The sequence below is a fragment of the Vibrio sp. 2092 genome, assembly GCF_033339635.1.
In the GTDB taxonomy this organism is placed as follows: Bacteria; Pseudomonadota; Gammaproteobacteria; order Enterobacterales; family Vibrionaceae; genus Vibrio; species Vibrio alginolyticus.
In genome coordinates this window covers 55,749-81,487 of sequence record NZ_JAWOUY010000005.1, presented here as the reverse complement: position 1 = coordinate 81,487, position 25,739 = coordinate 55,749, and the positions used below count along the sequence as shown (strand labels likewise).

18 protein-coding genes are annotated in these 25,739 nt (G+C 47.5%); 9 read left to right on the top strand and 9 right to left on the bottom strand.

All coding sequences use genetic code 11. The features are described 5' to 3' along the window. The first annotated feature begins 22 nt into the window (after positions 1-22). Entirely contained in the window at positions 23-667 is a 645-nt protein-coding gene (locus R7P80_RS10785) for an START domain-containing protein (protein WP_017820098.1), read from the top strand. Between the two features lie 80 nt (positions 668-747). Here the strand turns inward: R7P80_RS10785 and R7P80_RS10780 are convergent, their stop codons facing one another. Further along, the gene (locus R7P80_RS10780; protein ID WP_186436814.1) at positions 748-2,502 is read right to left on the bottom strand and encodes a hypothetical protein; all 1,755 of its coding nucleotides are present in this window, start codon (positions 2,500-2,502) and stop codon (positions 748-750) included. A 427-nt stretch (positions 2,503-2,929) separates the two neighbouring features. Here R7P80_RS10780 and R7P80_RS10775 point away from each other — a divergent pair, with 427 nt between their 5' ends. Both R7P80_RS10775 and R7P80_RS10770 read left to right on the top strand, forming a co-directional pair. Further along, positions 2,930-3,883, top strand: coding sequence for a M23 family metallopeptidase (locus R7P80_RS10775; RefSeq protein WP_005374721.1), 954 nt, complete (start codon positions 2,930-2,932; stop codon positions 3,881-3,883). After that, a complete protein-coding gene (locus R7P80_RS10770; protein ID WP_080659230.1) occupies positions 3,787-4,239 on the top strand; it encodes a bactofilin family protein in 453 nt (150 codons plus the stop codon). Before R7P80_RS10775 ends, R7P80_RS10770 begins: the two co-directional genes overlap by 97 nt. An 87-nt stretch (positions 4,240-4,326) precedes the next feature. On the opposite strand, the gene R7P80_RS10765 is transcribed toward R7P80_RS10770, so the two are convergent. After that, positions 4,327-7,077 carry a M16 family metallopeptidase gene (locus R7P80_RS10765; protein ID WP_053350168.1) on the bottom strand — a complete coding sequence of 917 codons (2,751 nt, stop codon included), beginning with the start codon at positions 7,075-7,077 and terminating at the stop codon, positions 4,327-4,329. 364 nt (positions 7,078-7,441) lie between these two features. Here R7P80_RS10765 and R7P80_RS10760 point away from each other — a divergent pair, with 364 nt between their 5' ends. Then, positions 7,442-9,328 (top strand): methyl-accepting chemotaxis protein, encoded by a 1,887-nt coding sequence (locus R7P80_RS10760; protein WP_025768674.1) that lies wholly within the window; start codon positions 7,442-7,444, stop codon positions 9,326-9,328. Positions 9,329-9,445: 117 nt separating this feature from the next. Here R7P80_RS10760 and fecE read toward each other — a convergent pair whose 3' ends face one another. The 6 genes from fecE to R7P80_RS10730 all read right to left on the bottom strand — a co-directional run bounded on the left by fecE (position 9,446) and on the right by R7P80_RS10730 (position 17,535). After that, a complete protein-coding gene (fecE, locus tag R7P80_RS10755; protein WP_225491603.1) occupies positions 9,446-10,210 on the bottom strand; it encodes a Fe(3+) dicitrate ABC transporter ATP-binding protein FecE in 765 nt (254 codons plus the stop codon). Positions 10,211-10,212: 2 nt separating this feature from the next. Further along, a complete protein-coding gene (locus tag R7P80_RS10750) occupies positions 10,213-11,184 on the bottom strand; it encodes a FecCD family ABC transporter permease (protein WP_213915592.1) in 972 nt (323 codons plus the stop codon). Then, positions 11,181-12,140, bottom strand: a complete 960-nt coding sequence (locus R7P80_RS10745; protein WP_370687806.1) for a FecCD family ABC transporter permease — start codon at positions 12,138-12,140, stop codon at positions 11,181-11,183. Before R7P80_RS10745 ends, R7P80_RS10750 begins: the two co-directional genes overlap by 4 nt. Before the next feature lie 74 nt (positions 12,141-12,214). Further along, positions 12,215-13,138, bottom strand: coding sequence for a Fe(3+) dicitrate ABC transporter substrate-binding protein FecB (locus R7P80_RS10740; protein WP_025768676.1), 924 nt, complete (start codon positions 13,136-13,138; stop codon positions 12,215-12,217). Between the two features lie 101 nt (positions 13,139-13,239). Beyond that, entirely contained in the window at positions 13,240-15,378 is a 2,139-nt protein-coding gene (gene pvuA, locus R7P80_RS10735; protein ID WP_115386857.1) for a TonB-dependent siderophore vibrioferrin receptor PvuA, read from the bottom strand. A 120-nt stretch (positions 15,379-15,498) separates the two neighbouring features. After that, the gene (locus R7P80_RS10730) at positions 15,499-17,535 is read right to left on the bottom strand and encodes a TonB-dependent receptor (protein WP_115386858.1); all 2,037 of its coding nucleotides are present in this window, start codon (positions 17,533-17,535) and stop codon (positions 15,499-15,501) included. Between the two features lie 250 nt (positions 17,536-17,785). Here R7P80_RS10730 and R7P80_RS10725 point away from each other — a divergent pair, with 250 nt between their 5' ends. The 5 genes from R7P80_RS10725 to R7P80_RS10705 are packed head-to-tail and all read left to right on the top strand — an operon-like array spanning position 17,786 to position 25,034. Beyond that, positions 17,786-18,997 (top strand): ATP-grasp domain-containing protein, encoded by a 1,212-nt coding sequence (locus R7P80_RS10725; protein WP_005383468.1) that lies wholly within the window; start codon positions 17,786-17,788, stop codon positions 18,995-18,997. Continuing rightward, on the top strand, positions 18,994-20,826 hold the full coding sequence (locus R7P80_RS10720; RefSeq protein ID WP_065275535.1) for an IucA/IucC family protein: 1,833 nt from the start codon (positions 18,994-18,996) through the stop codon (positions 20,824-20,826). The genes R7P80_RS10725 and R7P80_RS10720 overlap by 4 nt, the downstream gene beginning before the upstream one ends. 6 nt (positions 20,827-20,832) lie before the next feature. Beyond that, entirely contained in the window at positions 20,833-22,038 is a 1,206-nt protein-coding gene (locus R7P80_RS10715) for an MFS transporter (RefSeq protein ID WP_005374702.1), read from the top strand. After that, positions 22,010-23,839 carry an IucA/IucC family protein gene (locus R7P80_RS10710; protein WP_054578600.1) on the top strand — a complete coding sequence of 610 codons (1,830 nt, stop codon included), beginning with the start codon at positions 22,010-22,012 and terminating at the stop codon, positions 23,837-23,839. The genes R7P80_RS10715 and R7P80_RS10710 overlap by 29 nt, the downstream gene beginning before the upstream one ends. Next, the gene (locus R7P80_RS10705) at positions 23,832-25,034 is read left to right on the top strand and encodes a type III PLP-dependent enzyme (RefSeq protein WP_054576551.1); all 1,203 of its coding nucleotides are present in this window, start codon (positions 23,832-23,834) and stop codon (positions 25,032-25,034) included. Before R7P80_RS10710 ends, R7P80_RS10705 begins: the two co-directional genes overlap by 8 nt. A gap of 82 nt (positions 25,035-25,116) precedes the next feature. On the opposite strand, the gene R7P80_RS10700 is transcribed toward R7P80_RS10705, so the two are convergent. Next, positions 25,117-25,563 (bottom strand): DUF302 domain-containing protein, encoded by a 447-nt coding sequence (locus R7P80_RS10700; protein WP_225491602.1) that lies wholly within the window; start codon positions 25,561-25,563, stop codon positions 25,117-25,119. Between the last annotated feature and the right edge of the window lie 176 nt (positions 25,564-25,739).

The window sequence follows — 25,739 nt, the reverse complement described above, 5'->3', positions numbered from 1 at the left end:
GGAAAAGTTGGCGGATACTAACATGATGTTGCATTTAAGAATGGGCGCCTTAACACTCGCCACATTGATATCCGCTGGCACTGATGCGAGCGCCAACGAGAACTGGCAGTTCGAGAGTGACAAGAATGGAATCACAATTTACTCCCGAGAACATAGTGACGGTTTAGTTGAGATCCGTGCCCGGATGTTCACACCCACCAGCTATGGTGCATTTTTAACGCTACTGGAAGACAGTGACAATATCCCGAACTGGATTGACAATGCCAGTCATAGCCGGGTTTTAAATCAGATATCGGCCACCGAGAACATCGTTTACACCCAGTTTAAAGCACCATGGCCTGCCAAAAATCGGGATATGGTCACCTACTCAAAGTACTGGGTCGATGAGCTGGGATTCACCATAGAAATCAAAAGCGCACCTGACTCATATCTTGCTGAACAAAATGGTTATGTTCGAATTCGCTCGGTTGATGCGACTTGGGAGTTACAAAAACTCACAAACGATACAACACTCGTGGAATACAAGGCGTTTGCTGACCCCGGAGGTCTATTGCCAAACTGGCTGATCAACAAACTCTCAAAAGAAAGTGCATGGGCGACATTTAGTAATTTAAGAAAAGAGTTACCTGAATATCAGCAATACTCTCATCCTCAAATAGATGAGTAAGCGTCGCTCTTCCCACTCGCTTTTTAATACGGTACATAATAACAAAAGGCGGCATATGCCGCCTTTTTCTACTCAATGTGTTACTGTTGTGCAACCGTTACAGGTTTAGTTGCACCACGGTAATCAAACTCAAAACCAATACCTTGGTCTGTCACGTCCATCGTCATACCACCAACAAGCTCGCCTTGTAAGCTTTTGACAACATCATCCGGAACCGGCTCCCCAGTGATTGACGACGCACTCTCTAGCACTTCCAAAATACGCTCTGAATCAAAATCAAAGCTGAACAAGCCATTTGGAGAAAGTGATTGCGCCATCACTTCTTTGCTTGCTTCCGCAGCACTATCACCACTGTAAAGGGTGAAATGGTTTTCGTTTAGACGAGCAAACACGTCCACCTTCATGCCAGTATGCATTTCTAATAGCTCACTGACATTAACAGGTTGGTTATCCGGTTGAATTTGCAATTGAGCAAGTTCAGGAACGAACATTTGCGCAGTTTGAATAAGCATCATTGGATCATTGGCAGAAAGAGACAACATACCATCTAGCTGGCTAAATACTTCACCATGCTGAGCATTAGTATCTACTTTGATATCAAACATTTGCAGGCTTAACCCTTTCAGGCCGTTAACCATGCCTGACCCCATGCTTACAGCGGCTGCTGGATTCTGGCCGCCTATCTCTTGCTGCATTTGTGTCAATAAAGAGCATTGGTATTGAGGCTGAGTCAAGTCAGCCCAAATCTGACCAATCGATGGCGCTAGCGTATTAATGTCTAAGCCAAGCGCCATACTAAAGAAACTCTTATCACTTTTAGACTCTGCCAATACACCACGAATCGACTTGAGCGCATCTAGAATCACTTTATTGTTGGACTCAACAACAAAAGAACCTTTAATGAACGCCTGATCGCCTTTCATCTTGTATTCTGCAAACGCGACGGACTGAGGCCAGTTTTCTGCAACTTGAGTAAGCTCAGTATGGCAGGCTGGTGAACGCATTTCCTCAATAGTTGGTTCAGGATCTATTGCATCCAACGTGCTGATTTGACGAGCAAACATATTGCCATCTTTCGTCGTCAAACCTTTAATCACTTCGCGATGATCAAAGTAACCAAAAGAGTTGTTGTTTTCACCGTATTTGGCTTGCAACGCCTCAAGGCGTCCACTGTCAGCAATATTTTGACTTGGTGCTTCAAGCCCTAATGCCATTTTAATCGGGTTTTGAACGCCCAGTTGCGGAACATCAACCGTTAACGTAAGCACGTTATCAACCACGGCTACAACCAAGCCAATACCGTCCTGCGGGTCAATTGAATCAGTCATCTCGTAACGACGATACTCGACGTCACCAAGCTTAACCAACTCATGCTTAGCGCCGCTCATCTGCTCTTCATGATCCAGTGTTTTCCATAACGCGGCAGGGTCTTCAATATCCACTTTGTACACCGGTACCATACCAATTGTGTACAACACAGGATTAATGTTTTCCCCGGTGCCCAAATAAGCTTTTAATGTTTCTGGCGACGCAGCACTCTCTAGGTACCCATCGAATAAGTTAACTGCAAACTGCTGTTGTGGAGACAGTGGTTCATCGGCAAAAAGTTCTGCAATCGAGCCTTGATTCGCCGTACCGAATGCGTTCATGTATTTATAATGGTTAAAAGGTTCAGTCTGATACGTCACCATAAGTGAATCTGCAGGAACTTGCGTTAACAGTGAGCCTGCATCACTTGTGGTAGTATTGTTTTGGTACAGGTAGCCAGCGCCCCCTGCAGCTGCGACCACCGCTGTAGCCAATAGTAGTTTTTTCACGACCAACTCCGTTGTCATAGTTATGTGTTCCTAAACGAAATGTAACGCTTAGGTTTAAAGCCAATGAATAGTGCTTTATATCAACCGCTATCATAAACAAGTTATCGATGTAATGAATGTCGGTTTGATAAATTATCCAACATTTATAAGGCAAACCGTGAAGTAAGTTGAATTGCGTGCGGATGCTATTGGCAATATTCACAATCCAATTTCTCGGATAACCGCCTTAAAAATCATAATATTCAGTTAAATGAAGCGATTTGGAGTAATTACGACCAAAATCAGCAGAATATTAAATCTTTATTGAGTCTTTTATCTAATATCTGAAAACGCCTCACGACCTGACACTTCTTTCCAATTTGCCTCTGGCAGTCCCTACTCGTTTTCCTTACATTCCTACTAACTCAGTGACGAGACGTATACCAAATACGAGCAATAGAAGACGATGAAAGACCAGTTGACGATCTCTATATCAACTATCAATGGCTCAAGACATTGGTACTTCAGTAAAAGGATGCAACGCAACATAAAAACGTTTTTCGTTTTTTTTGTTGTTGCTCTGGCCGCGACCGTAATCTTAATTCATCACTTGTACACTCGCGTTGATAATGCAGCGTTAAAACAAGCTGAATTGACAGAGCATTCACGCACCATGGGTGAAGAGCTCAGCACACTGAAAACACTTAAATCAGAGCTAGAAAATGACCTTTCAGAACGGGAAGAACGGGTACAACTTGTTTCGGAACGTTTGGGTGAATTAGAGAAAGTGCTTGGGGTTGGGGAACATACCTCGACAAATAACTTGGATGCTAGGCTCGATGCAGCAGCGATAACCTCAAACGTTCGCATGGTGTTATTAAACCAAATACCAAGTGGCTCTCCAGTCGGCAACGTACGGCTATCTTCCGGATTTGGTAAGCGTATCCATCCGGTGACAAAAGTTGCCAAGATGCATCGTGGGCTCGATTTTGCCGTAAATATCGGCACCAAAATTTATGCCCCTGCCGATGGGGTAGTGGAAGTCACCCGCCGCAGTAATAAAGGCTCTGGTAACTTCCTCAGGCTGCAACATTCTTTCGGTTTTTCGAGTTCTTATTCGCACTTGAAAGCGTTCAAAGTAAAAAGTGGTCAGTTCGTCAAAAAAGGGCAGCTGATTGCAATTTCCGGCAACAGTGGGCTCTCTTCTGGCCCTCACCTGCATTACGAGGTGCGATTTGTTGGGCGAGCACTGAATCCGAAACCATTTGTCGATTGGAGCCTTAATGATTTCGAAGACATTTTTACTAAGGAGCGAAGAATACGATGGGAATCTTTAATCAAAACAGTGGAACAACGAGTAGCTCAGCAGCTTCAACTCTCATCGCCAAAGGCTGTTCTCTTAGCGGAGAACTCAAAGTAGAAAACGATGTCCAGATTGATGGCATCGTCGATGGTCAAATTAACGTGGAAGGCACTCTCGTTGTCGCAGAAAGCGGGCGAGTAAACGGTGAAATTTACGCTAAACAGCTGATCATTAACGGCATGATGGACGGAAACTGTCACGCAGAACACATTCAAGTGCTTGCCAAGGGACGCGTAAGCGGTAGGATCTGGAGCAATAACCTCAGCATTGAACCTGGTGGTAAATTCTTTGGTGAAGCAGCTGAATTACCTGAAAAAGAAGTGGTAACGCTCAAGGGTAAGGCTCAAGACAGTGCGAACACAAAAGAAAACAACACCAACAATGAAAAGCGACTTGCGCGTAAATCAGCATAAAACGCTTTGATTAAAGTGCTTAAAAAGACGGCTTTCACGCCGTCTTTTTTATTACTATTGCCACGATTTTCGTCAGAAACTACGTGATTATTCGGCCGGATTTAAAACCATCACCGAGCGTTTTGCTTGTGGACCAAAAGCTGATTTTGCATACGCTTTCACTTCATCTAACGTCACACTCTTAGCCACTTTCTCAACGTCAAGCAACACATCGACGCCGTAATCATGCACCAAATAACGAGTATATGCCCATGATCTCTGTGCTGGGTTGTCATCCAATCCTTGCATCGCGACTGCCAGTTGTTTCGCGGCCGTATCCACTTCTTTTTGGGTAATATTTGACGCTAAATCATCAAACACTTTGCCCAGTTTACTCTCTAAAAGTGCCACGTCTTCGGGCTCAACTTGAGACTCCAAGAGCCAATCAGAGATGGGTTCGCGATCTTGTGTCATGGTGTAAATGCTCGGGCTGTAATCAAGGCTAGACTCTTCTCGCACAATATCCAAAACACGTGCATTACTAATACGTTGCAAAATATCTTCGATAACCGTGTCTCTTGCCGTACGTTGGTAATCGCTCGTATTAGTCAAACGCATTACATACAACGATGAAGGTTCATGCCCATCCGCAACCACAGTTCGCTCCGGCACTTCCGGGTTAAACGCAACGTGATAATCAATCGAACGACTCGGTTTCATTTCGATAGAGGCCACATACTTACGCAAAAGTGGTGTAATTTCTTCCGGCTCTACGTTTGCAACAATAACCATCTTAAAACCATCATTGGTTTTGAAAAGTTGCTCATGCACCGCTAGTACCTGCTCGGAAGTCACTTGTTCAACATCATCACTGGACACTATACGATGACGACTCCCCGGCAAATAAGAATTGCCGTTTGCTTTTTGAATCAGTTTTCCCATCGGTGATTCAAAAAAAGCGCCGCTCTGCTGTTTAAACTCTTGCTTCGCTGCTGCCATCTGGCGCTCGTCGACTTTAATCTCCGTCGCTAGGTTGTATAGTCCATTCAAAGCATCAGTTAGGTGCGTATTTGGCGCCGTAATTTGTGCTCCGTGACTGGTCGCATCAAGCATCGCGCCAAGCGCAATGTTGTTTTTGCGTAAGTAGCTATCTAGCTCTGAACCAGAAAATGCCCCTAACCCACTGCGTATTGCCGTTGTTGCTGCGATTTCATAAGCGGCATACAACGTCGGATCAACAGCGGCTTTACCACCTTGGCTCGCATAGTAAATATACGCTCGACCACCCGCTTTAGTATCTTTTTGGAACCACACTTCGACACCGTTTGATAGCGTATAGACTTGAAAACCACCCGCTTCCTGACGCATGCTCGTGATGCTGCCTTCCTGGGTAGGCTTTAAGAATCCATCCACTTTGTCATACATCTCTAACGGTTTTTCGCCAGTTTGAAGATAGGCACTGTTTAGAGCGGCAAATACACCATTGAACTGTTCTGACGTTTCGCTTTTCCCCAAACCAATAAAAAAGCTTGGCTGCTGAGATAACAAAGCCGCCAATTGTGTGTTAATGCTCTCTAAATTCTCGTTGTTGATGAATTCTGCCAAACTCTGGGCATAATTCTCTTTTGATTGGCTGACACTGTCTTGTCCAATTTGAAAAACACGTGCTTCTGCGTAACTGTTTGGCTTACGCAGACTCCAATCTGAATCAATATTTGCAAGTTCACCTTGCCAATTTGACATAACGCTATCTAACTCGGATTGAGTCGCACCATAATCTCTCAACGACGCCAAGGTACGAATGAAAGTCTGGTGCATTTGTTCGCGGCGATCTGGTGCAAACGAAATCCCTGCCGACATCATACGCTGATAGTTAGAGTAATAGGGCTCTGCATAAGCGTATTGAAAAGGTTCAGCGGCATCACTGAGTACACGGATCAAACGCTGTTGAATGAGTTGTGTTGCGACTTCATCACGCCACACTTCATGTTGTTGCTCAATCGTCGTGCCGCCACTTAGACCACGCTCAATCACTAAATGAAGACTTGGTGATTCCATCGTGTTACTTGGCAAGATTCTGTTTTCGTTGTTCACTCGAATATCGCGGCGCTTCTCTATTACCGTATCCGAGGTACTTTCCCAGTTCGAGAACTTGCTTTTGATAATCTTGGACAGTGAATCTACGTCGATATTACCGGTCACAATCAACTCGGCATTTTGTGGCTGGTACCACTTGTCGTAAAACGCCTTTAACTTACTCGAGGAAGCATTTTGAATCGCTTCGCGAGTACCTATTGGGTCATGCTCACCATACATAGTGCCTTCAATCGAGGCTTGGTAAGCATGCATAGAAAAGGACTTATCATCCGGATTGGCACGTCGCCATTCCCCGAGAATCACCCCTTTTTCTTTCTCTACTTGCTCAGGAGCAAACTCAAGTCCGTTACCGATATCTCTCATCCACTTCAGGGCATCTTCTAGCTTCGTATTATTCGCAAGGTCAAGTTGGTAAGACGTTTGCTGATAACTGGTAAAAGCGTTGATATCAGCGCCAAAGCTACCACCAGATTGCTCAAAAAGTTTGACAACGTCGTTACCGGTAAAATGCTCACTACCATTAAACGCCATATGCTCAACAAAGTGAGCGTAACCCTTTTGAGAAGATGTTTCTTGGAATGAGCCGATATTCATCACCAAACGGACCGAGACTTCTTGGTCTTCTGTTGGATAGAGATGGTATTTCATACCGTTCGATAACTGGTCCACGTGCCAGTTGGCGTCAGGTTGAATCGGCGTCGACTGTTGTATCAGAGCACACCCTGACACTAATAACGCGGGGACTAACAATATACTGCGCATAACGATTGCCCATAACAATGATTAAGCTAATCAATATATATCCGGTGCTATAACCTTCACATTTTTAATGGATTATCAGACACGCAAATGTGATAAAGATCACCATTTATTGAAATCAATTCTCATTTACAAAAATCGACAAATCCTTACTTTACAAATACATAAATAATATCGTTCCAAATCCTTTTGCTTATTTGGTGTAAAACTCAAATTCGCGACATGGAGTCAGTATTTATTTTGAGCAATAAAATATAATTATTGAACAGATTCGAATCTGACTTTCTGCTGCATATTCAACAGCGCAGAGAGCACTGATGAGAATAAAAACACAACAACTATTATTCAAAGATCTATTATTCGCTTTATGTTCAAAAATCTATCATTAAAAAACAAACTGGCAATCTCTGCCAGTGCCGCCATCATTCTAGGGGGAGTGCTGGTAGAGGGGCTGTCTTTTCGAGATTCATTAAATAGGCTCGATGTCGAAGTCGCACAGCGACTAGAAAGCACTAGCGCATCTTACAATCAATACGTAAAGGACTGGCTACTCTCTAAAGAGCGCGCACTAACTTCACTCTCTTCTGATTCAGAGAAACGTTCTCTGGTTACGCATTTGAAACAAGTCCGAGACTCTGGCGCGTTCGATAACGTTTTCCTCGCTTACCCGGACGGGTCACAAGACAACGCTAATGGGGTGGTTTTGCCACCAGGTAATAACGATCCTCGTAAGTGGGGCTGGTACACCAATGCAATCGCCAACCCATCGAAAGTCTTTATGGATAACCCGACCGTCGCAGCTGCCACGGGGGCTAACGTCGTGTCGCTCGGTAAAGCCCTGCAATTGCATGGTCAAACCGTCGTTCTGGGTGCTGACGTAGAGATCGGTGATATCCTGAACAGCCTGAACCAAGTGATCCTACCGGGTGAAGGTTATATGTTTATTGCCAATGAACAGGGCAATATTTTCACTCATAACAACGGTAAACTGCTGAATCAACCGGTTAGCAAGCTAGGCCTCAACAACAACGACATTACGTCTGCCGCACGTTCAGGTACAGAGCGTCGCGTCTCTATTAACGGCACCGAATATGTGATTTACGCGCGCCACATAGAGGGTACCAAGCTCACAACAGTGACGGTGTTAGATCAAAACTCGTTGGTTGCCCCACTCTACGATGCTGTTTGGGATCAGATCATCGCAACCACCATCGTCGTCGTTATCTGCGTAGCTTTGTTTAATCTGCTATGTAACATCTTGTTCCGTCCGCTCTACAACGTTTCGAATGCGCTTGCACAAATCGCAAACGGTAGCGGCGACCTAACTCAACGCATCAAAGTAGAAAACCGTGACGAAGTTGGTGAGCTGGCTGAAAACTTCAACCAGTTCGTTGAAAGTTTGCAGCAACTTATTGGTCACATTCGTCACCAAGCGGAAGAACTGAGCCAACAATCGGAGCTGAGCACGAATCGCGCGAATCAATCGGTTTCCGATCTGAACCATCAGCAACAAGAAATCACGATGGTGGCGACCGCTGTGACTGAAATGGCATCGGCAACGCAAGAGATTGCAGCACATGCAGAGCAGACGGCTAAAGCCGCTCAAGACTCTTCAGCGAGCACACAAAATGGTCATGAGTTAGTGATCAACTCCAAGTCATCCATCAACAATTTGTCTTCTGAAGTCAACCAAGCGAGCGTTGTCATCGGCGAGCTCAACCAGCACGCGCAAGACATCTCAACCGTACTATCAACGATTCGAGACATCGCAGAACAAACCAACTTACTGGCTCTGAATGCGGCGATTGAAGCGGCGCGTGCAGGTGAACAAGGTCGCGGTTTTGCCGTTGTTGCAGACGAGGTTCGCGTGCTATCACAACGCACACACACCTCAACCGAAGAGATTCGCTCGACGATCGAGACTTTGCAGCAAACCACACAACGCGCCGTGACCATCATGGATACAAGCTCTCAGCTCGCGCAAGGTTCGGTGGAAGATGCAGATCGCGCAGCACTGGCTCTGGATGAAATCAACGCGGCCGTTGCGCTGATCAGCGATATGGCAACGCAAATTGCGACAGCCGCCGAAGAGCAAACGCACGTAACCAATGAAATCACGCAAAACGTCACGTCCATTAAAGATGTGACCGATCACTTGGTAGTTGGTGCCGAAGAATCGATGAATCAATCTGCTGAGCTGAAATCGCAAGCTGAGGATCTCAACTCGAAAGTGGCAACGTTTAAACTGGCTTAAACGCCACATTAAGGACGCTCTTAAAAACAACAAACCCCGCTAGCGACTTTGTTACTAGCGGGGTTTGTTTTTATGGATCGACGTTTTTATTGCAGATAGCTTTCGAAAGACGTAAACCTACACCGCCACACACATCGGCGTGCCTGAGATTGGGTCGTTAAATACTCTCGCTTGTAAATCAAACACCGATGCCAACATACCTTCTGTCAGTACCTCTTGCGGTGTTCCCTGCGTGACTAACTGACCTTTTTCCAACACCACCAAATGATCGCAGTAACGGCACGCTTGGTTTAGATCGTGCAGCACTACGACCACTGTTTTGCCTTTGTCGTTCATCTGCCTCATGAGTTTCATCAGCTCAACTTGGTGAGAGAGATCCAAGTAAGTGGTTGGCTCATCAAGCATCACTACGTCGGTATCTTGCGCCATTACCATCGCAATCCACGCCCTTTGTCTTTGGCCACCAGACAACGATTCAACTGGCTTGTCAGCAAACTCAATCACGCCAGTATCTTGCATTGCTTGCTCGACTAAGGTCTTGTCTTGTTGACTTAACCGGCCCCAATGAGAGAGATAAGGCGAGCGGCCATATTCGACCAGTTTTCTGACGATAATACCTTCAGGACTGACAAGAATCTGCGGCAGCAAAGACAACGAACGCGCCAAGCGTTTATCACCGTAGCTGCTTAGTGGTTTGTCGTCATACAACACTTGGCCAGAAGCGGGTTTATTGATGCGTACCAAGGTTTTTAATAGTGTCGATTTACCGCAACCATTTGGACCAACTAGTGCGGTAATTTTACCTTGAGGAATCGACAAAGAGAGATCTGGAATGATGGTCTGTTTGCCGTACGCGACGGATAAGTTCTGCGTTCGTAACATGCTTACCAACCTCTATAACGATACAAAAGAAAAATGAAATATGGTGCGCCAATAACAGATGTCAGCACTCCCGCTGGTAGCTCAATTGGCGGCTGTAAGCCTCTCGCTAAACCATCGGCGCAAATCACCAACAAAGCGCCAAGGGTTGCAGCGGCTGGAATCAACAACTTGTGGTTGTGGCCAAACAGCAAACGCGCAAGATGCGGCGCAAGCAGGCCAACAAAGCTGATCGTGCCTGCCACAGACACACTGATGCTCGCCAATAACACGGCAGCAATCAGCGCAAGAATTTGGGTCTGTCTTGGTTTCATGCCAAGCGTAGTAGCGCTTTCTTCTCCCAGTCCCATAACATCTAGCCGCCAAGCCAGCCAAAACGCCAATGGCAGTAGCAGCAATAGAGCACTCCAAATAAACGGCACTTGTTGCCAATTTCGTCCCCACAAACTGCCGGTTAGCCATACCATCGCCGTGTTGATTTCGATAGGGTGCACAATCAGAAGAAAATCGATACCGCTGGCTAAAAATGCGCTGACAGCAACACCAATCAGCGCCAAACGTGCTGGTGTTGGTTTCGACCAGTAAGCCAGCACAGCAATAAAGCCAGCAGCAAGCAAGCCTCCCGCCATAGCGACCATCGGCAACATTGCCACTGGCGCATTCGGATACAGCACCAAACAAGCGGTAGCCGCCAGTCCTGCTCCGGCGCTTATCCCCATTAAATCTGGTGAGGCAAGTGGATTACGGATGACGCCTTGAACTAAAACGCCTGACAGCCCCAACCCAGCGCCCACGCCAATGGCGAGCAACATTCTCGGTAATCGATATTGGTGAATCACAAAGTCCGAGTCAGAGAAAGAAAACAGTAATGCAAAAACCTGTTGAGCCGACATGTTCGCCGCGCCAACAAACAGCGTGAGAGAAGACGCAATCAGCAACAATCCAACTAATGCAAACAGTTTGGTTTGATTCATCATGATGATTTCCTCATTGCAATCGCGATAAAGCAAGGTGTGCCCAACAGCGCGGTAATCACGCCCACTGGCGTTTCAGCCGGAAAAGCAATCGCTCGTGATAAAGCATCTGACCACGTCACCAATGCCGCGCCACACAAGGCGGAAACCGGAATGAGAATGTGATAGTTGTGACCAACAATCGGGCGTACCAAGTGCGGCACTAACAACCCGACAAAGCCAATTGGCCCAGCAATCGCTACGCTAGTTCCTGCCAACAGCACAACCGCTAAACCACTGATAAATCGCGTAAGACGAATGTTACCACCTAGCCCAACAGCAACTTCGTCCCCCAACGCGAGTAAATTTAAGTTTCGCGCTAAGCCCATGGCGAGCACCAAACCTAAAGTCGCAAAAGGCCACAGTTGCTGCCACTGTTCAGAATCTACCGCGGAGAGTGAACCCGTTAACCAATGCAACACGCTGTAAGCCATGTCATCCGCCAAAATTACCGACGCACGAGTTAACCCTATCAGCAGTGCACTGATGGCAATGCCCGCTAGCACTAAACGCAATGGGTGAGAACGCGCGGAAAAAAAACCGCCCAACAACATGACCGCACCACCACTTAGTAGCGCGCCGAGTACTGCGTTGATGATTGGGTTCAATTGACTAAAGAATGGTACGCCGATGGACGCCAAGGCCATAAAACAAGCCGCACCAGCATTAATGCCGAGAATGGATGGCGACGCCAAAGGGTTACGAGTTAATCCTTGCATCAGCACTCCGGATACCGCAAGCGAAGCGCCAATTAATAACCCAGCATAGGCACGAGGCGCACGCAGCGTCGCGAGGATTTGATGCAGCATATTGCCCTCATCAAACGCAAACCAATAGCTTGTCAGATCATTAACGCTCAAAGAAAAGTTGGACCAGCCAATCATTGAGGCTGCATAGCCTGAGAGCGTACACAACGCCATAGCACAGACAAACAAGCTCGCTTTCCAATGCGATTTGCTAACCGAAGACGCGCTTTCCGAGCTTATCGCCGCACTCATGAGCGCTCCAATAACGCTTCAAGATTGCGGGCAATTTCTTCCGCAGCCAACATGCCGCGATTTAACGACCACAGTTCAGGAGAAACCTCAACAAGTTGCTGTTTTTTCGCAGCAGTTAGCAACTTAAACAATGGATTTTTGCGCCACTCATCCACAATATTTGGTTGAGAGTAAAGTCCAACTAACAACCAATCAGGGTTGGTTTTTAGTAAAAGTTCGAAACTGGTTGGGATATACGCTTTTTGCTCAGATGGAGCCAGCGGGCTTTGGATGCCCAGCATACTCAAAACGCCCCCAGCGTAAGAAACCGGGCTATGCAACCACATCCCTTTGTCAGAAACCACACCAAACTGAATGGTTTCTTGTGTTGCAAAATGCTGTTTGAACTCCGCCATTGTCTGTTTGTGCTGCTCAATTCGTTGTGTCATTTTCGCTTGTTTGCCAATTGCCACGCCGATTTTGTGTGCGGATTCGAGATTTTCTTGATATGTCTCACCACGGCTTTTTAACAGCAAAGTTGGCGCAATTCGCTGCAAATCTTGATAAATCGCGCGATGACGTTCTGCATCAGCAATGATCAAATCCGGCTTGAGCACCGCAATCGCCTCTAAACTCGGTTGCGAGCGCATGCCGACCGATTGCCAAGGACCAACCTTGGCACGAACAGCAGGAATGACTCGTGTGGCATCGTTGTCATCGGCGACGCCTACAGGTGAGACATCGACTGCCGCTAATGCATCGACAAACGAAAATTCTAAAACCACAATACGTTGAGGTATCGCTTCTAGCTCAAAAGTGCCTTGCTCATCTTGCACGCTGCGCGCCTGAGAAAATGCGCTAAATGACATCAAAGCTGAGCTCAACAGCATCAGCAAAACGGTTGAAAAGTGTTTGATCGTAAATTGTTTTTTATTTTTCATCTTGCTTTTTTCCAGTGCTAAGAGTTTTCCATTACCTAAGATCGGCAAAGTCGCCAAGGTAAATTGGCGACTTTTCTTTTCAAACTCGGTGAACGAAACGCTTAAAACTGATAGTTCAGATCCAGTGTGTAAGAGCGTCCCGGAGCTGGGTACCGACCAACTGGGCTTGTATCAATCCCGCGGAAGTAATACTCCTCGTCAAACAAGTTGTTCACCGCAACATTCATGCGTAACTTGCCTTTGTCGTCTTTGTATAAATCCGTCCCCAAGTTGAAATTCCACACCATGTAAGATGGTACTTTACCCGTTGCGCCAGTTGCATCTTCGGCACTGGTGTTGGCGTTATCGGTATACGAATCACTAAAGTAGAAGCCCGATAGCGTGGTGTCCATGCCGTAAAATGCGTAGGTTGCATCCCAACCAAGCTGATGCTTAGAGGTGTAAGGCAGTTGATTACCTTTATTCGTGCCTTCTTCTTCAAGCGTAGCGTCTAGATAGTTGTAGCTTGCGCCTAAACTCAGTGCAGGTAGTGCTTCAGGCACGTAACGAGCAGAAAGCTCTATGCCTTGGTGAAGTGTTTTTCCGATGTTATCGAAGGTCTGCGTTGAGCTTTGCCATTGCAATTGATCTTCAAAGTCGATGCGATAAAGTGCAGCGTTAAAGCTGGTCGCATCTTGGGTGTAACGCGCGCCGACTTCGTAGTTCCAAGCCAGTTCGCTACCTTCTTCACCCAAACCTCGGATGTAGGCAATTTGTGGCGCACGAAGTGATTTTTGCGCGTTCGCATACGTCACCCACTGGTCAGTTAAGTTGTATGCCACCGTCAAACCTGGCAACCATTCCGTCACGGTGTTGTCTGCCGTTTGTTTTTTACCACGATCGGTAAACGTCATTCGAACCGACTCAACACGCAACCCAGGCGTTACCTTCAATGTATCATTGAACAAACCAATTTCGTTGCTAACGTATCCAGCAAACGCGTCCGTATCTAGATGCCAATCACGCGGAACGCTGGTTGCACCACCGGCGATTGGAGTCTGAGTGAGTTTGTAGTCAATGTCTTCATTAACATAACGGGTACCCACGATCCAGTTTTGAGTAACGGATTTACCTTCGCCAAAGTACATCGCCATTTTTGGCTCTATACCATACACGGTAAATTCACGTGGAGAGGTACGAACGTCCGTCGCTGGCAGAGCCGGATCCGCCCAATGGCCACCCGCGCTGTTAAAGCCCCACTTGAAAAGACGCTCTGACTTATGGCCAAACGTTAGCACTTCTAGCTCGGCACTGTCGGCAAATGGCAAATCGTGAATGTACTTAACACTCCAGCGCGTCGACTTACCTTCATAATCATCGTAAGGACGTTTCGATTGGTGACGATCTTGCTCGTAATCTTGTGGCGAAAGTGCGCCCGGCATTTGCGTTTCAGCATCGTAACGTTGCAGGAATGCTTGAATCTCTTGAGTGTCACTCAGTAGCCACTGTGCTTTGGCTTGGAAGTTCTTCACGTCCGTATCGGAATGTTCACGGAAGCTTTCACCTTTTAGGAAGTTACCTTCCAACTGTAGTGCAAATGTGTCGCTTAACCAGCCGCCCGTGCGTAGGTAAAAATCATTCAGCGGCGCATCACCGCCATCAAACACGGTAAGGCGGTTACTGATTTCAGTTTGCCACGTGTGTGGAATCGGTTTGGTCACTAAGTTGATCACACCACCGACGTTGTTTGGGCCGTACTGTACTGCGGCACCACCGCGTACAATGTCAATACGATCAAGCATCGACAGTGTTGCTGGGAAGATAGACTGACCAGTGTGACCATATGGCGCAAGTGTTAGCGGTACACCATCCATCAAGAACTGAGCATGACCACTACGGCTTGCTTTCAAACCACGTACGGAAATGTTAGGCAATACGCCCGTTCCGCTTTCATCCTGAACTTTAATACCCGGCACGCGCTGTAGCGCGTTATCAATCGAGCCTGCGGCGGTTTTCTCGATTTGATCGCGGGTAATGACGGTACGAGCACCTGGGTACTCTTTGACGTCTTCAATTTCAGATTTACCAATCACGCTACCAGTGACAACGACGGTTTCCATCGTGGTAGTTTGTTCTTTTTTAGCAGGAGCAGCAACCGCGCTCATGGATGTGGCAGAAGCGATTGCAATCGCAAGCACACTGTAAGTGGTAGACAAACCAGCACGTACACGCACTTTACCATCCAAATTCTGGTAAGACATTAAGATCTCCTTTGCGAGAAATTGAGCCTCGGGCAGAATACATCCCGTAGGCTCTAGGGGCTAAACATCCTCAATATGAGGAAAAAATCGGCTAACAGGCGCTAACTACGCACAAAAAGCCTAGAACTGATATCCGTAGCTGAGCATGAACTCGGCTGGTGCGCCGTAGCCAATCTGGTTTAAGCCAGACGTGCCGTTTGTTGCGCCAAGAATGTATTTCTCATCCAAAATGTTGTAAGCGTTCGCTTGGATTTTGTGACGACCAGTGGTGTACGCCGCCATCAAATCCACCGTTGTGTAATCGCCAAGTGCGACGGCTTCGTCGTTACCTGCGTAACGGTCGCCCACGTACTTCACACCACCGCCTAAACGCCAGTTGTCATCCAATTGGTAAGTGCTCCAAAGAGAGAACAAGTGGTCTGATACATCGTTAGGCTTTTTGCCTGTGGCTTTGTCTTCCGCATCTAAGTAGCTGTAACCAACAGAGATGTCCCACTGTTTGGTGATTTGGCCGCGAGCCTCTAATTCAATGCCTTGGTGACGCACTTCAATTTTATCGATCACATCGCCGTCCACGTTAGTTTGTGGTTGCTCTTGATCAATCTGGAACAGTGCCGCATTCAACATTAATGCGTTATCCAAAAGGTACGCTTTCGCACCCACCTCTTTTAAGTCGGTGTGGAAGAATTCCGCCAATTTTGGATTGATGTAGATACCAGCGTACGGTAACTGCCAAGAGCGCGCTAAACTGGCGTATACGGATGTGTCGGAATTGATGCGGTATACCAAACCAGCACGGTAGCTGACTTTGTCATCATCCAACTTTTCCTTATCTGAGCCCGCTTTTTGTTGTTCGAGCTCCATCGAGTCGTAACGCACGTTACCGATCAAAGAAAGGTCGCCCCACGTATAGACGTCTTGCACATACAAACCTGTCGTGGTGGTGGTATTGTCACGAAATGGCTTAAAGCCCGGATCAGGCGTTGGACCAACGACTGGGTCGTATATATTTTGCGGAGGAAGCGTTTTGTCACTTGCCAACGTTAGGTCGATATCGATCTGGTTGAAATCTGCACCCACCATCAATTGATTGTCCCTGGTTTCCCAAACCAACTCAGATTGTAAAGTGGTCGTAGTACGTGGATCGTAACCAAAGTTGTTGACGGTTTGAGACACTTCATTACCCGTCACTTTGCCCTGACGCGTGCCTTTTTGCTCAAGTTCGATATGGTTGAACGCCGCTCGGTTGTTCCATACCCATTGATCATTCAGACGCCATTCGTAATCCACCGCAATACGGAGACTGTCTGACTCCTGATAGTCGTTTGTGCCGCCAAAGTAAGTGCTTACTGGCAAATCAACTGGCTTGCCATTTTTTGATGGCACACCACGATATGGCACTAATTCTTGATGGGCGTATTCCACGTCAACATCAATGGTGTGACCATCCGCTGGTAACACACGAATGGTCGGTGCAATGAAGAAATCGTTTGAATCAACATGATCAACGTACGAGTCGGCTTGACGGTATTCCAAGTTAATACGCCCGTTGACCTTATCTGTAAACGCCATTGAGCTGTCGACCTGACCAACATATTGGTTGTTGCTGCCTACACTACCGTTTACGTGAGTAAAATTCTCACCGTTAGCGCGTTTCGTCACCAAGTTGATGATGCCCCCAGCCGAACCACGGCCATACAAAGCACCCGCAGGGCCTTTCACAATTTCAACGCGTTCAACGTTCGCTAAGCTGCGGTAAGACTGCAACGTACCGTCATCTCGCAAGCCATCACGGTACATATCGTTGAGTGAATCAAAACCACGGATCATGAACTGATCGCGGCTGCCTTCGCCCAAGGTGTTATTGACCCCGGCTACCCCATCTAGCGCATCCACTAAACGCACCGCGCCTCGGTCTTGCATTTCTGTTTTCGTTACTACGGATACCGCTTGTGGCACATCAAGCCATTCCACATCGGTTTTGGTGCCTGATTGAGGCATGTGTTCAGCATAACCTTCGTACTGATGACCGAAGACTTGAATCGTTTCAGTTGCTGATGGGGTTGAGTTCGTCTCTTCTGAAGCCACTGCGCTTGGTGCTACTAATGAAGAACCAATCGCGACCGCCAAGGGGGTCAGGGTCAATAATTTATTCATTCCATAATTCCGTTTAGTTGTTATAAAGCCAACGGATGGAAATAAGAACAAATATTATTTCTATTTGCAATATTAATTTTATGCTCTATATTTATTTACCCTAAAAACACAACTAACAACAAAAAAAACCAAATATCATAACAATAAATACTAAAACTTCTGCCCTCCGTCTCGAGAGAGGCACATTGGAAGACGACCGTGAGCGACTTTATCAACGTTAGAAGAAAATGTTAGAAAATTAGGAAAGCTCATGAAATCTACGATGATTATCGTAAGTCATGTCGTTAACGATGCAGTCACTCACGGCTTTGTGCCTGCAGCTAAAGCGATGGACCTTCACGTCGTTCTTATCACCGACCATAAGCTCAGCCATTTAGAGTTGGCGAGTCATGATAGTCACTTTAATCCGGATACCATTCTAGAATGTGATGTCTTCAACCCATTAGAACTCATCGAAACCATCACGGAGCATGAATTAAAGCCAGACGCTATTTTCAGCAATAGTGATCACTTACAAACTTCCACCGCCATCTGCGCGCAATTTTTTGGCCTCCCATCCAAAGATTGGTCTGTCACGTTAAAGGCCAAAAACAAACACTTAACTCGACAAGTGTTAAATGAAAAATCCTTACCCAACACACAAAGCTGTTTGCTGCATCGCCATTCGAATGTGGCATTAGGCATGGCCTTCCCTGTCGTAGCAAAACCCAAAGAAGGCGTGGCAAGTTTAGATGTACAGCGCTGTGACTCCCAAAGCGAGCTCGATGCTTACTGCGAGGCGTTTTGGCAAAAGCACCCAAACGCCGCCATTCTGGTGGAGCAGTTTCTTCAAGGACCGTTGGTTACGCTCGAAACTTTAGGAGACGGTAACCAACTTATCGCCGTGGGCGGTTTTGATGTGTCGCTCTCTGAGCCACCTTACTTTATCGAAACCGCCGCAGACTGGAACGGACCAAACGGCATTGCTCACCGAGAAGCTTGCTTGGCTCAACTGAAAGCGTTCGGCGTTGGTTTTGGAGTTTGCCACAGCGAATTTATTATTACGGAAAATGGCCCGGTTCTGGTGGAAATTAACTACCGCAGTATTGGAGATGGCCGCGAATTCTTGCTCAACAATCTCGCTCCCTTCGGTTGGTTTAGCACGATTTTGGGTCTGCATCTGGGTCGAAGATTGGACGGCGATTACCAAATTCATGGGTCAGCGCACGTGCACTACGTAGTTGCGGAACACAGTGGTGTGATTGACGGAGGTTCGACGTCGTTCATCCAACACGATGACGATATCATCACCCAGCAACAGGTACTAAAAACCGCTGGAGAACACTTCCAACAGAGTTATTCCAATAAGGATTATCTCGCCCGAATTTCGATTGTCTCACCATCAGGGCGAAACCTCGACCAAGCGCTGCAGAACGCGCTTAGCAATTTCGATCTAGCTCCGACTCGTGAGGTGGCAGCATGAATGACAACGCTTTGTATCTAACGCAACGATTGATCGACACTTGCTTGCGCGAAGACATGTTTGGCATTTTGTCGAAGGCCAAGTTCAGTAGAGACGCGCCAAAAGGGGTAATTGTTCCTCAAGACGAGCAAGTCTGGCTGATATTTGCCAACTCTGATTTCACGTTGTATTTACCTGTTGCGCCAACGTATTACATGCAGCACTGGCGCTACGGTCACGCCAATGACGAAACACCACCAGGTTGGTGGGTGGAGAAAAATGGCCAAGTCGAGCATCAACAGCATTACAAAGAGTGGATTGCGCTACTAACGACACTGGCGCACGAGAGCTCTCACGAGTTGCTGGCGGGATACCTTCAAGAACTGGAATGTGCAGAGAAACACAAAGCGCTGTGTGACCAAGCGTTTCATCATCATGCAGACCACATTTCTCAACCAATATCCGAGCTTGGTTCTTGGCATCAAAAACTGCTGCTAGCCGACCAGATCGCTTCTTACCTTGACCACCCGTACTATCCAACTGCGCGGGCGAAGTTTGGCCTGAGCGATGAAGACCTTGCTAAGTACGCGCCCGAGTTCGCACAAAGCTTTGCTCTGCATTGGATTGCGATTGAAAAATCACTGGTGACATTAACCAGCGGACAACCTGATTGCTGGCCAACAATGGAGCAAGTGGGGCTTCCTGCTGATTTTGCACTGAGCCACGTTCTGTTCCCTGCACATCCGCTCACCCTGCGATCTTTAGAAGCCTTACCCGAAGGTGTGATAGAAGCGCCTTTAACGTATCTAGACGTGACGCCGACGCTTTCCGTTCGTACTGTGGTCGTCAACGAGGCACCGCACATTCACATCAAGGTTCCGCTGATCATGCGATCGCTAGGCACGAAAAATATTCGCTTAATCAAGCCTTCAACACTGTATGACGGCCACTGGTTTGAACGCCTACTCAGCCACCTTGAACAAACGGACGCCGACTTAAACAGTCGCTTGTTCCATTGCAACGAAAAACACGGTGGACACATCGGCGAGGATAAAACCTTCGCGTACATCGTACGTGAGTACCCACTTACTCATTGCGAAGACAAAGCGTTAGTTCCGGTTGCAGCACTAGCAAGCCCAATGCCTGACGACCGCTTGTTCTTAGAACATTTGGCAGAACATTACTATCAACAAGATACGCTGGCGTGGTTCCAAGATTACGTCGATCTATTATGCCAAGTGCACCTCACCTTGTGGCTTCGTTATGGCATCGCATTGGAGTCCAACCAGCAAAACGCCATCGTTGCATTTGATCAACAGGGCAGAATGACGCTCGCGATGAAAGACAACGACGCGGCGCGAGTTTGGCCAGAGCGCTTCCGCTTTGCAACAGACCATGCTGCCGAAAAACACGGCGCAAAAACAATTCCAGTGGATTGCGATGAACTGCTCGACCAACGCATCAAAGTCGACAATGAATTGGCGCTCGGTCAGATGTTTACCACCATCACACTGCAACTGGATATCGCAGCGATTGTAGAATCTATGGCAGCGAAGGGCATTGCCTCTTCAGCATCGCTTTACGCCATCGTGGCCAAAAGCATTGCAGAGCAACTCAACCGATTGGAAGGCGAAGGGTTAGAGACAAAACTGGCACGCGAGTTACTGCAAGAGGCGCCTGATTTGTACGCCAAGTACTTGTTGAGCTCTGGCAGTTTGCTCTCGAAAGAAGCCTCCGGCGCGAGTGACATCAATAAGTTCTATGGTTTGTCGGCTCCGAACTTCTTGCTGCTTTCTAACGAAGAAGCGCAACGCGCCTACTTAGAAGCCATCAAAAAAAGCGTACGTTAAACGATTATGACCAAACTCATCTACAGTGTGTTGTTGTGCCACTTTATCGCTGCGTTTGCCGCGTTAGGTATGCCGCTATTTCTACCCGTCGTGTTGCCAACGTTAGGCGCAAGCATTGATGCGGACTGGGCAGGGGTATTGTTTATCCTACCTACGTTTTGTACTGCGTTGGCGGCGCGATTTTGGGGCAACTTTGCCGATCGCTACGGTCGCCGCCTCTCACTCTTGCGTGCGCAACTTGGCCTTGCAGCAGGGTTTGCGCTGTGCGGCTTGGCAGACAACCTCGCCATGTTTGTGTTTGGTCTTATTGTTCAAGGAACCTTTGGCGGCACCATGGCCGCCTCGAACAGCTACTTATCTAGTCAAATTAAAGAAGCCAAAACACTCGGCAAGTCACTCAATAAAACCCAACTATCTGCTCGCTTGGCGCTGATCGTTGCGCCCATTGGGCTCGGCTGGAGCTTGTCAGAGACCAACCCGCTCAACGCGTACCTGTGGTTATGCGTTTTGCCTTTAATTGCTATGGGCATCACGCTAACACTGCCAGCGGATAAACCCGCCGACCAAAACCTCGAAAAGCCAAACTCAGAACCTCAGCAAGAAAAACCGGTTGCACAGAAAAACGCAATGCATGCCATTCGTTGGATCTTCTTTGCTCAATTCGGGTTTGCGTTTTCTATGGTGGTGACCTTTCCTTACTTCTCGCCGTTTGTGCAGCAATATGGCATCACTAACCACGCATGGATCGGTTTTTTGTACGCACTGCCGCATGGCGTCTATCTGTTGCTGGCAGGAAAAATTCACGTGTTGTCAGATGGGTTGAATCGCCATCAACCGCTGCGCACGTTGTGGCTTGGGTTTGCATTGCTTGCCGTGAGCTCTGCCTTGCATTTGATTGCGTCCGAAACCGCACTCATTGCTGCGAGAATTATCTTCGGCATCGCGATGGTGTGTTGTTATCACGGATTGCATCAGCATCTTGCGAGCAATCTGGATCGCAAACTCAGTGGCAAAGTATTTTCTCGCTTTGATGCCATGTCCAAATGGGGTGGCGTGGCAGCGGGATTTTGCGCTTCTTTCATTTCTAGCTTGGGGCTACTTGAGGTTCCTTTCCTACTTTCTGCGATAGTCAGCGTAATCACCTTGATCGCGCTGGTTCTCCACTCAAAATTTGGAAATCAACATGTTACAAACTCAATCCTCTCAGACTAGCGAGTTGCGCGCACATGAGGTGCAGCTCAACCGTGAGAAAGCCCAACTCAACACGATAATGGGTGTTCTTAATTGTTACTTACGTGAATTTGCGCTACCGAATCAACAAGTGGAATGGCACTACCAATCGACATCGCTACCCCAAACGTTAAAACGCAACTATCCCGCTAAACAGCGGATAGCCGTTCATCTTTCTCAACAAAATGGCGTGCTGGTTTTGCCGATTCACTACGCGAGCAAACTGGGCAAAATCAAATTGGCAGAACTGCCTTGGGCGAAAATGCCGGGATCTGGTTGGGCGAAATTGGATGCCACGCAAACTCTTACGCTTTTGCTTAACTATCTCAAGCAGGTATTGGCGATCCCGTTTAACCATGAGCTGATCGAACAACTAGAAAATAGCGTGCTGGTTACCGAGCAGTTTCTCAACGTCGCGCCCAAATCGCATCACAACGAATTTATCGCTTCGGAACAATCTCTGATTTGGGGGCATACTTTCCATCCGACCCCGAAAAGTCGTTCGGGCGTCACCATGGATGATCTCTTGGCGTTTTCTCCAGAAGTCGGCGCGCAAGTCCCGTTGTACTGGTTTGAAGTGGATACGTCCTTACTTGATGTGCTGAGTTCCGACGGAGAAGCTAACCCTGCGCAGCGCATGCTACAACGGCTCGCGCCACAACACGCCACCAGCAATGGGAAGACCCTCTACCCTTGTCATCCTTGGGAAAGCTACACCATTTTGAGTAACCCAAGCGTGAAGCGCGCCATTGAACAAGGCAAGATCACGCCACTGGGTTTAGGTGGTGAAAAGATGCAGCCGACCTCTTCAGTTCGTACCCTCTACCACCCTGACATGGACTGGTTTGCGAAATTCTCCATCAACGTACGATTAACCAATTGCGTGCGCAAAAACGCGTGGTACGAACTCGACAGCGCCGTGCAACTCACGTCGATTCTCAAACCAATTAGAGAAAACGAACAGCTGCACAACCCCGTATTTAAAGTGATGACAGAGCCTTACGCCACCACGTTGAATCTAGAAAGTGTCGCTGAGCACAACTGGGACGACAACACCAAAGCACGCGAATCGTTTGGGATTTTGTATCGCGAAAATTTCTCGCTGAGCGAAGTCGACATCTTGAAACCAACCCTCGCTGGCGCTCTGTTTGCTTACGATAATAACGGCAACAGTCGCATTGCTCAACGCCTTAAAAACAAAGCGCGTACTACGCAAAATCGCTATTCCGACATCGCGACACTTTGGTTTGAACGCTATTTGCATTGCCTGATCCCGGGCGTATTTAATTACTACTTCAAACACGGGGTGGCGTTTGAGCCGCATTTGCAAAACACCCTGATTGGCTTTGAGCAAGAGATGCCGTGTTGTGTTTGGATTCGTGATTTGGAAGGCACTAAATTACTGCCGGAGTTCTGGCCAGCAGAAACATTAACTGACTTGTCTGAACGCGCACGACAATCGGTTTACTACAGTCGCGAACAAGGCTGGAATCGCATCGGATACTGCACCTTTATCAACAACATCAGCGAAGCGATTTTCTTCATCGCAGAAGGTGATGAGCCACTAGAGCAAACGCTGTGGAATGCGGTGCAAAGTGCCATTGTGCATTGGCAATCAGTGAATGGAAAACAACCGGAACTAGAAACGTTGCTAAATGGCGGTCACTTCCCAAGCAAAAATAATTTCACCACGCGTTTGATGCAAAAAGCCGATAAGGAGTCGGGCTATACCCAAGTCGCCGCGCCTTGGCAGCAACACGAAAAAGGATCGCAACATGTCTAATTCACTCTCTCTACCGACACACGTTTGCCAACAAGTTCACACGCTCGCACGGCAGCAAAGTCAACCCTTGTGCGCGTACGTGTATGACCTAAGCGCCTTAGAAGAACACATCAAACAACTGCGTCACGTTTTGCCGAAAAATGTCGAGCTATTTTACGCAGCTAAAGCCAATCCATCGGGCCCGATTCTCAAAACGCTCGCGCCGTATGTCGATGGTTTTGAAGCGGCATCTGGCGGGGAGTTGGCACACCTCCACCAGCAACAACTCGATAAACCATTGATCTTCGGTGGCCCAGGAAAAATGCCAAGTGAATTGCAACAAGCGATTGAACTTGATGTCGATGCGATTCACGTCGAAAGCCTCACTGAGCTGCAACGCATTGGTGCGCTAACCGAGCGCCTCAACCGCCCTGCTTCGATCTTTTTGCGTATGAACATCGATATTGGCGACATCACGCTCAGCAAGTTGGCAATGGGCGGCAAGCCGACTCCGTTTGGCTTGGACGAGTCCGAACTGAGCAATGCTTTGATGTTGCTGCGCGATTTCCCGCAAGTGTCACTCAAAGGCTTCCATTTTCACTTGATGTCGCATCAGCTTGATGTTGAACGCCACTTAGCGTTAATGCAGCGCTATTTCCAAGTCGTGAAGGCGTGGCAGCAGGAGTTCGAACTCGGTGAGCTAATGATCAACTTGGGCGGCGGCATGGGCATTAACTACCAAAACCCTGAGCAACACTTTCCGTGGATGGAGTTTTGCGACAAGTTGGAATTCCTCATCGCCAAAGAGCAAGCGCAAGACTGGACACTGCGTTTTGAATGCGGACGTTTCATCACGGCGGCATGCGGTTATTACGTGATGGAAGTACTGGATATTAAGCAAAATCTTGGCGAAAACTTTGTCATCGCACGCGGGGGAACTCACCACTTCCGCACGCCAGCAGCGCAGAGTCATGACCATCCATTCGTCATCCTGAAAAGCGAGCAACACCATGAGATTTCTCACCCAATTCAGCATGCACAAGCGACCTTTGTCGGCCAGCTTTGTACGCCCAAAGATGTGCTGGCACGCAATCAACACGTCGCCCATGTCGATATTGGTGATTATGTTGTGTTTACCTTAGCAGGCGCCTATGCGTGGAACATCTCCCATCAAAACTTCTTGATGCATGAACCGCCGATCTTTCACTATTTTTAAACGGCATACTTCGCTTCATTCAAGCCCCAATCATTGGGGCTTTTTTATTCTTCAACATAACAAGCAGCCCTAATACTGCACCCTACTTCGCCGCCGCGTGGGTTAAATTGCCCAGCACGCCGCTGATTTTGTTCAATACCTCGTCACAGCCTTCAATATGATGGCGCTGCTTTAAATACATCGGATCGTTGTAAGCTAACCACGTTTTGCCTTCAGCATCTTCATACACCAACACTTTTTGGGGTAAATCGAGCGCCACCTCCTGCGCACAGATCATCAGTGGTGTGCCCACTTTAGGGTTTCCAAACACGATAACTTCAGTTGGTCGCAACGTCATATCGACTTTCGTGGCATTCTCTTGATGGTTAATGCGCGCAAAGACGTTCAACCCTTTTTCTTGCGCGATAGCGACAAATTTATCCGCCGTATCTTTTGCTGAATGTGCGCTCGCAACGGTTACCACGCCCTCACCAGCCAACGCACTCAATGACGTCAACGCCACGACCAACCCGATGATTACTTTTTTCATTTGTCGTCCCTTCCTCTCTCTGAGTCGAAAACTAGATATAGAAAAACCAAGTGTAGGAAAACTATAGAAGTCAGATTCCGCTATCGCGAATTGCACTCTACCCACTCAAGAGTCGACCGTGTAACACGGATAAATTGATTCAGATTAATAAAGCATTAACTAGCCGAGCATCAAAA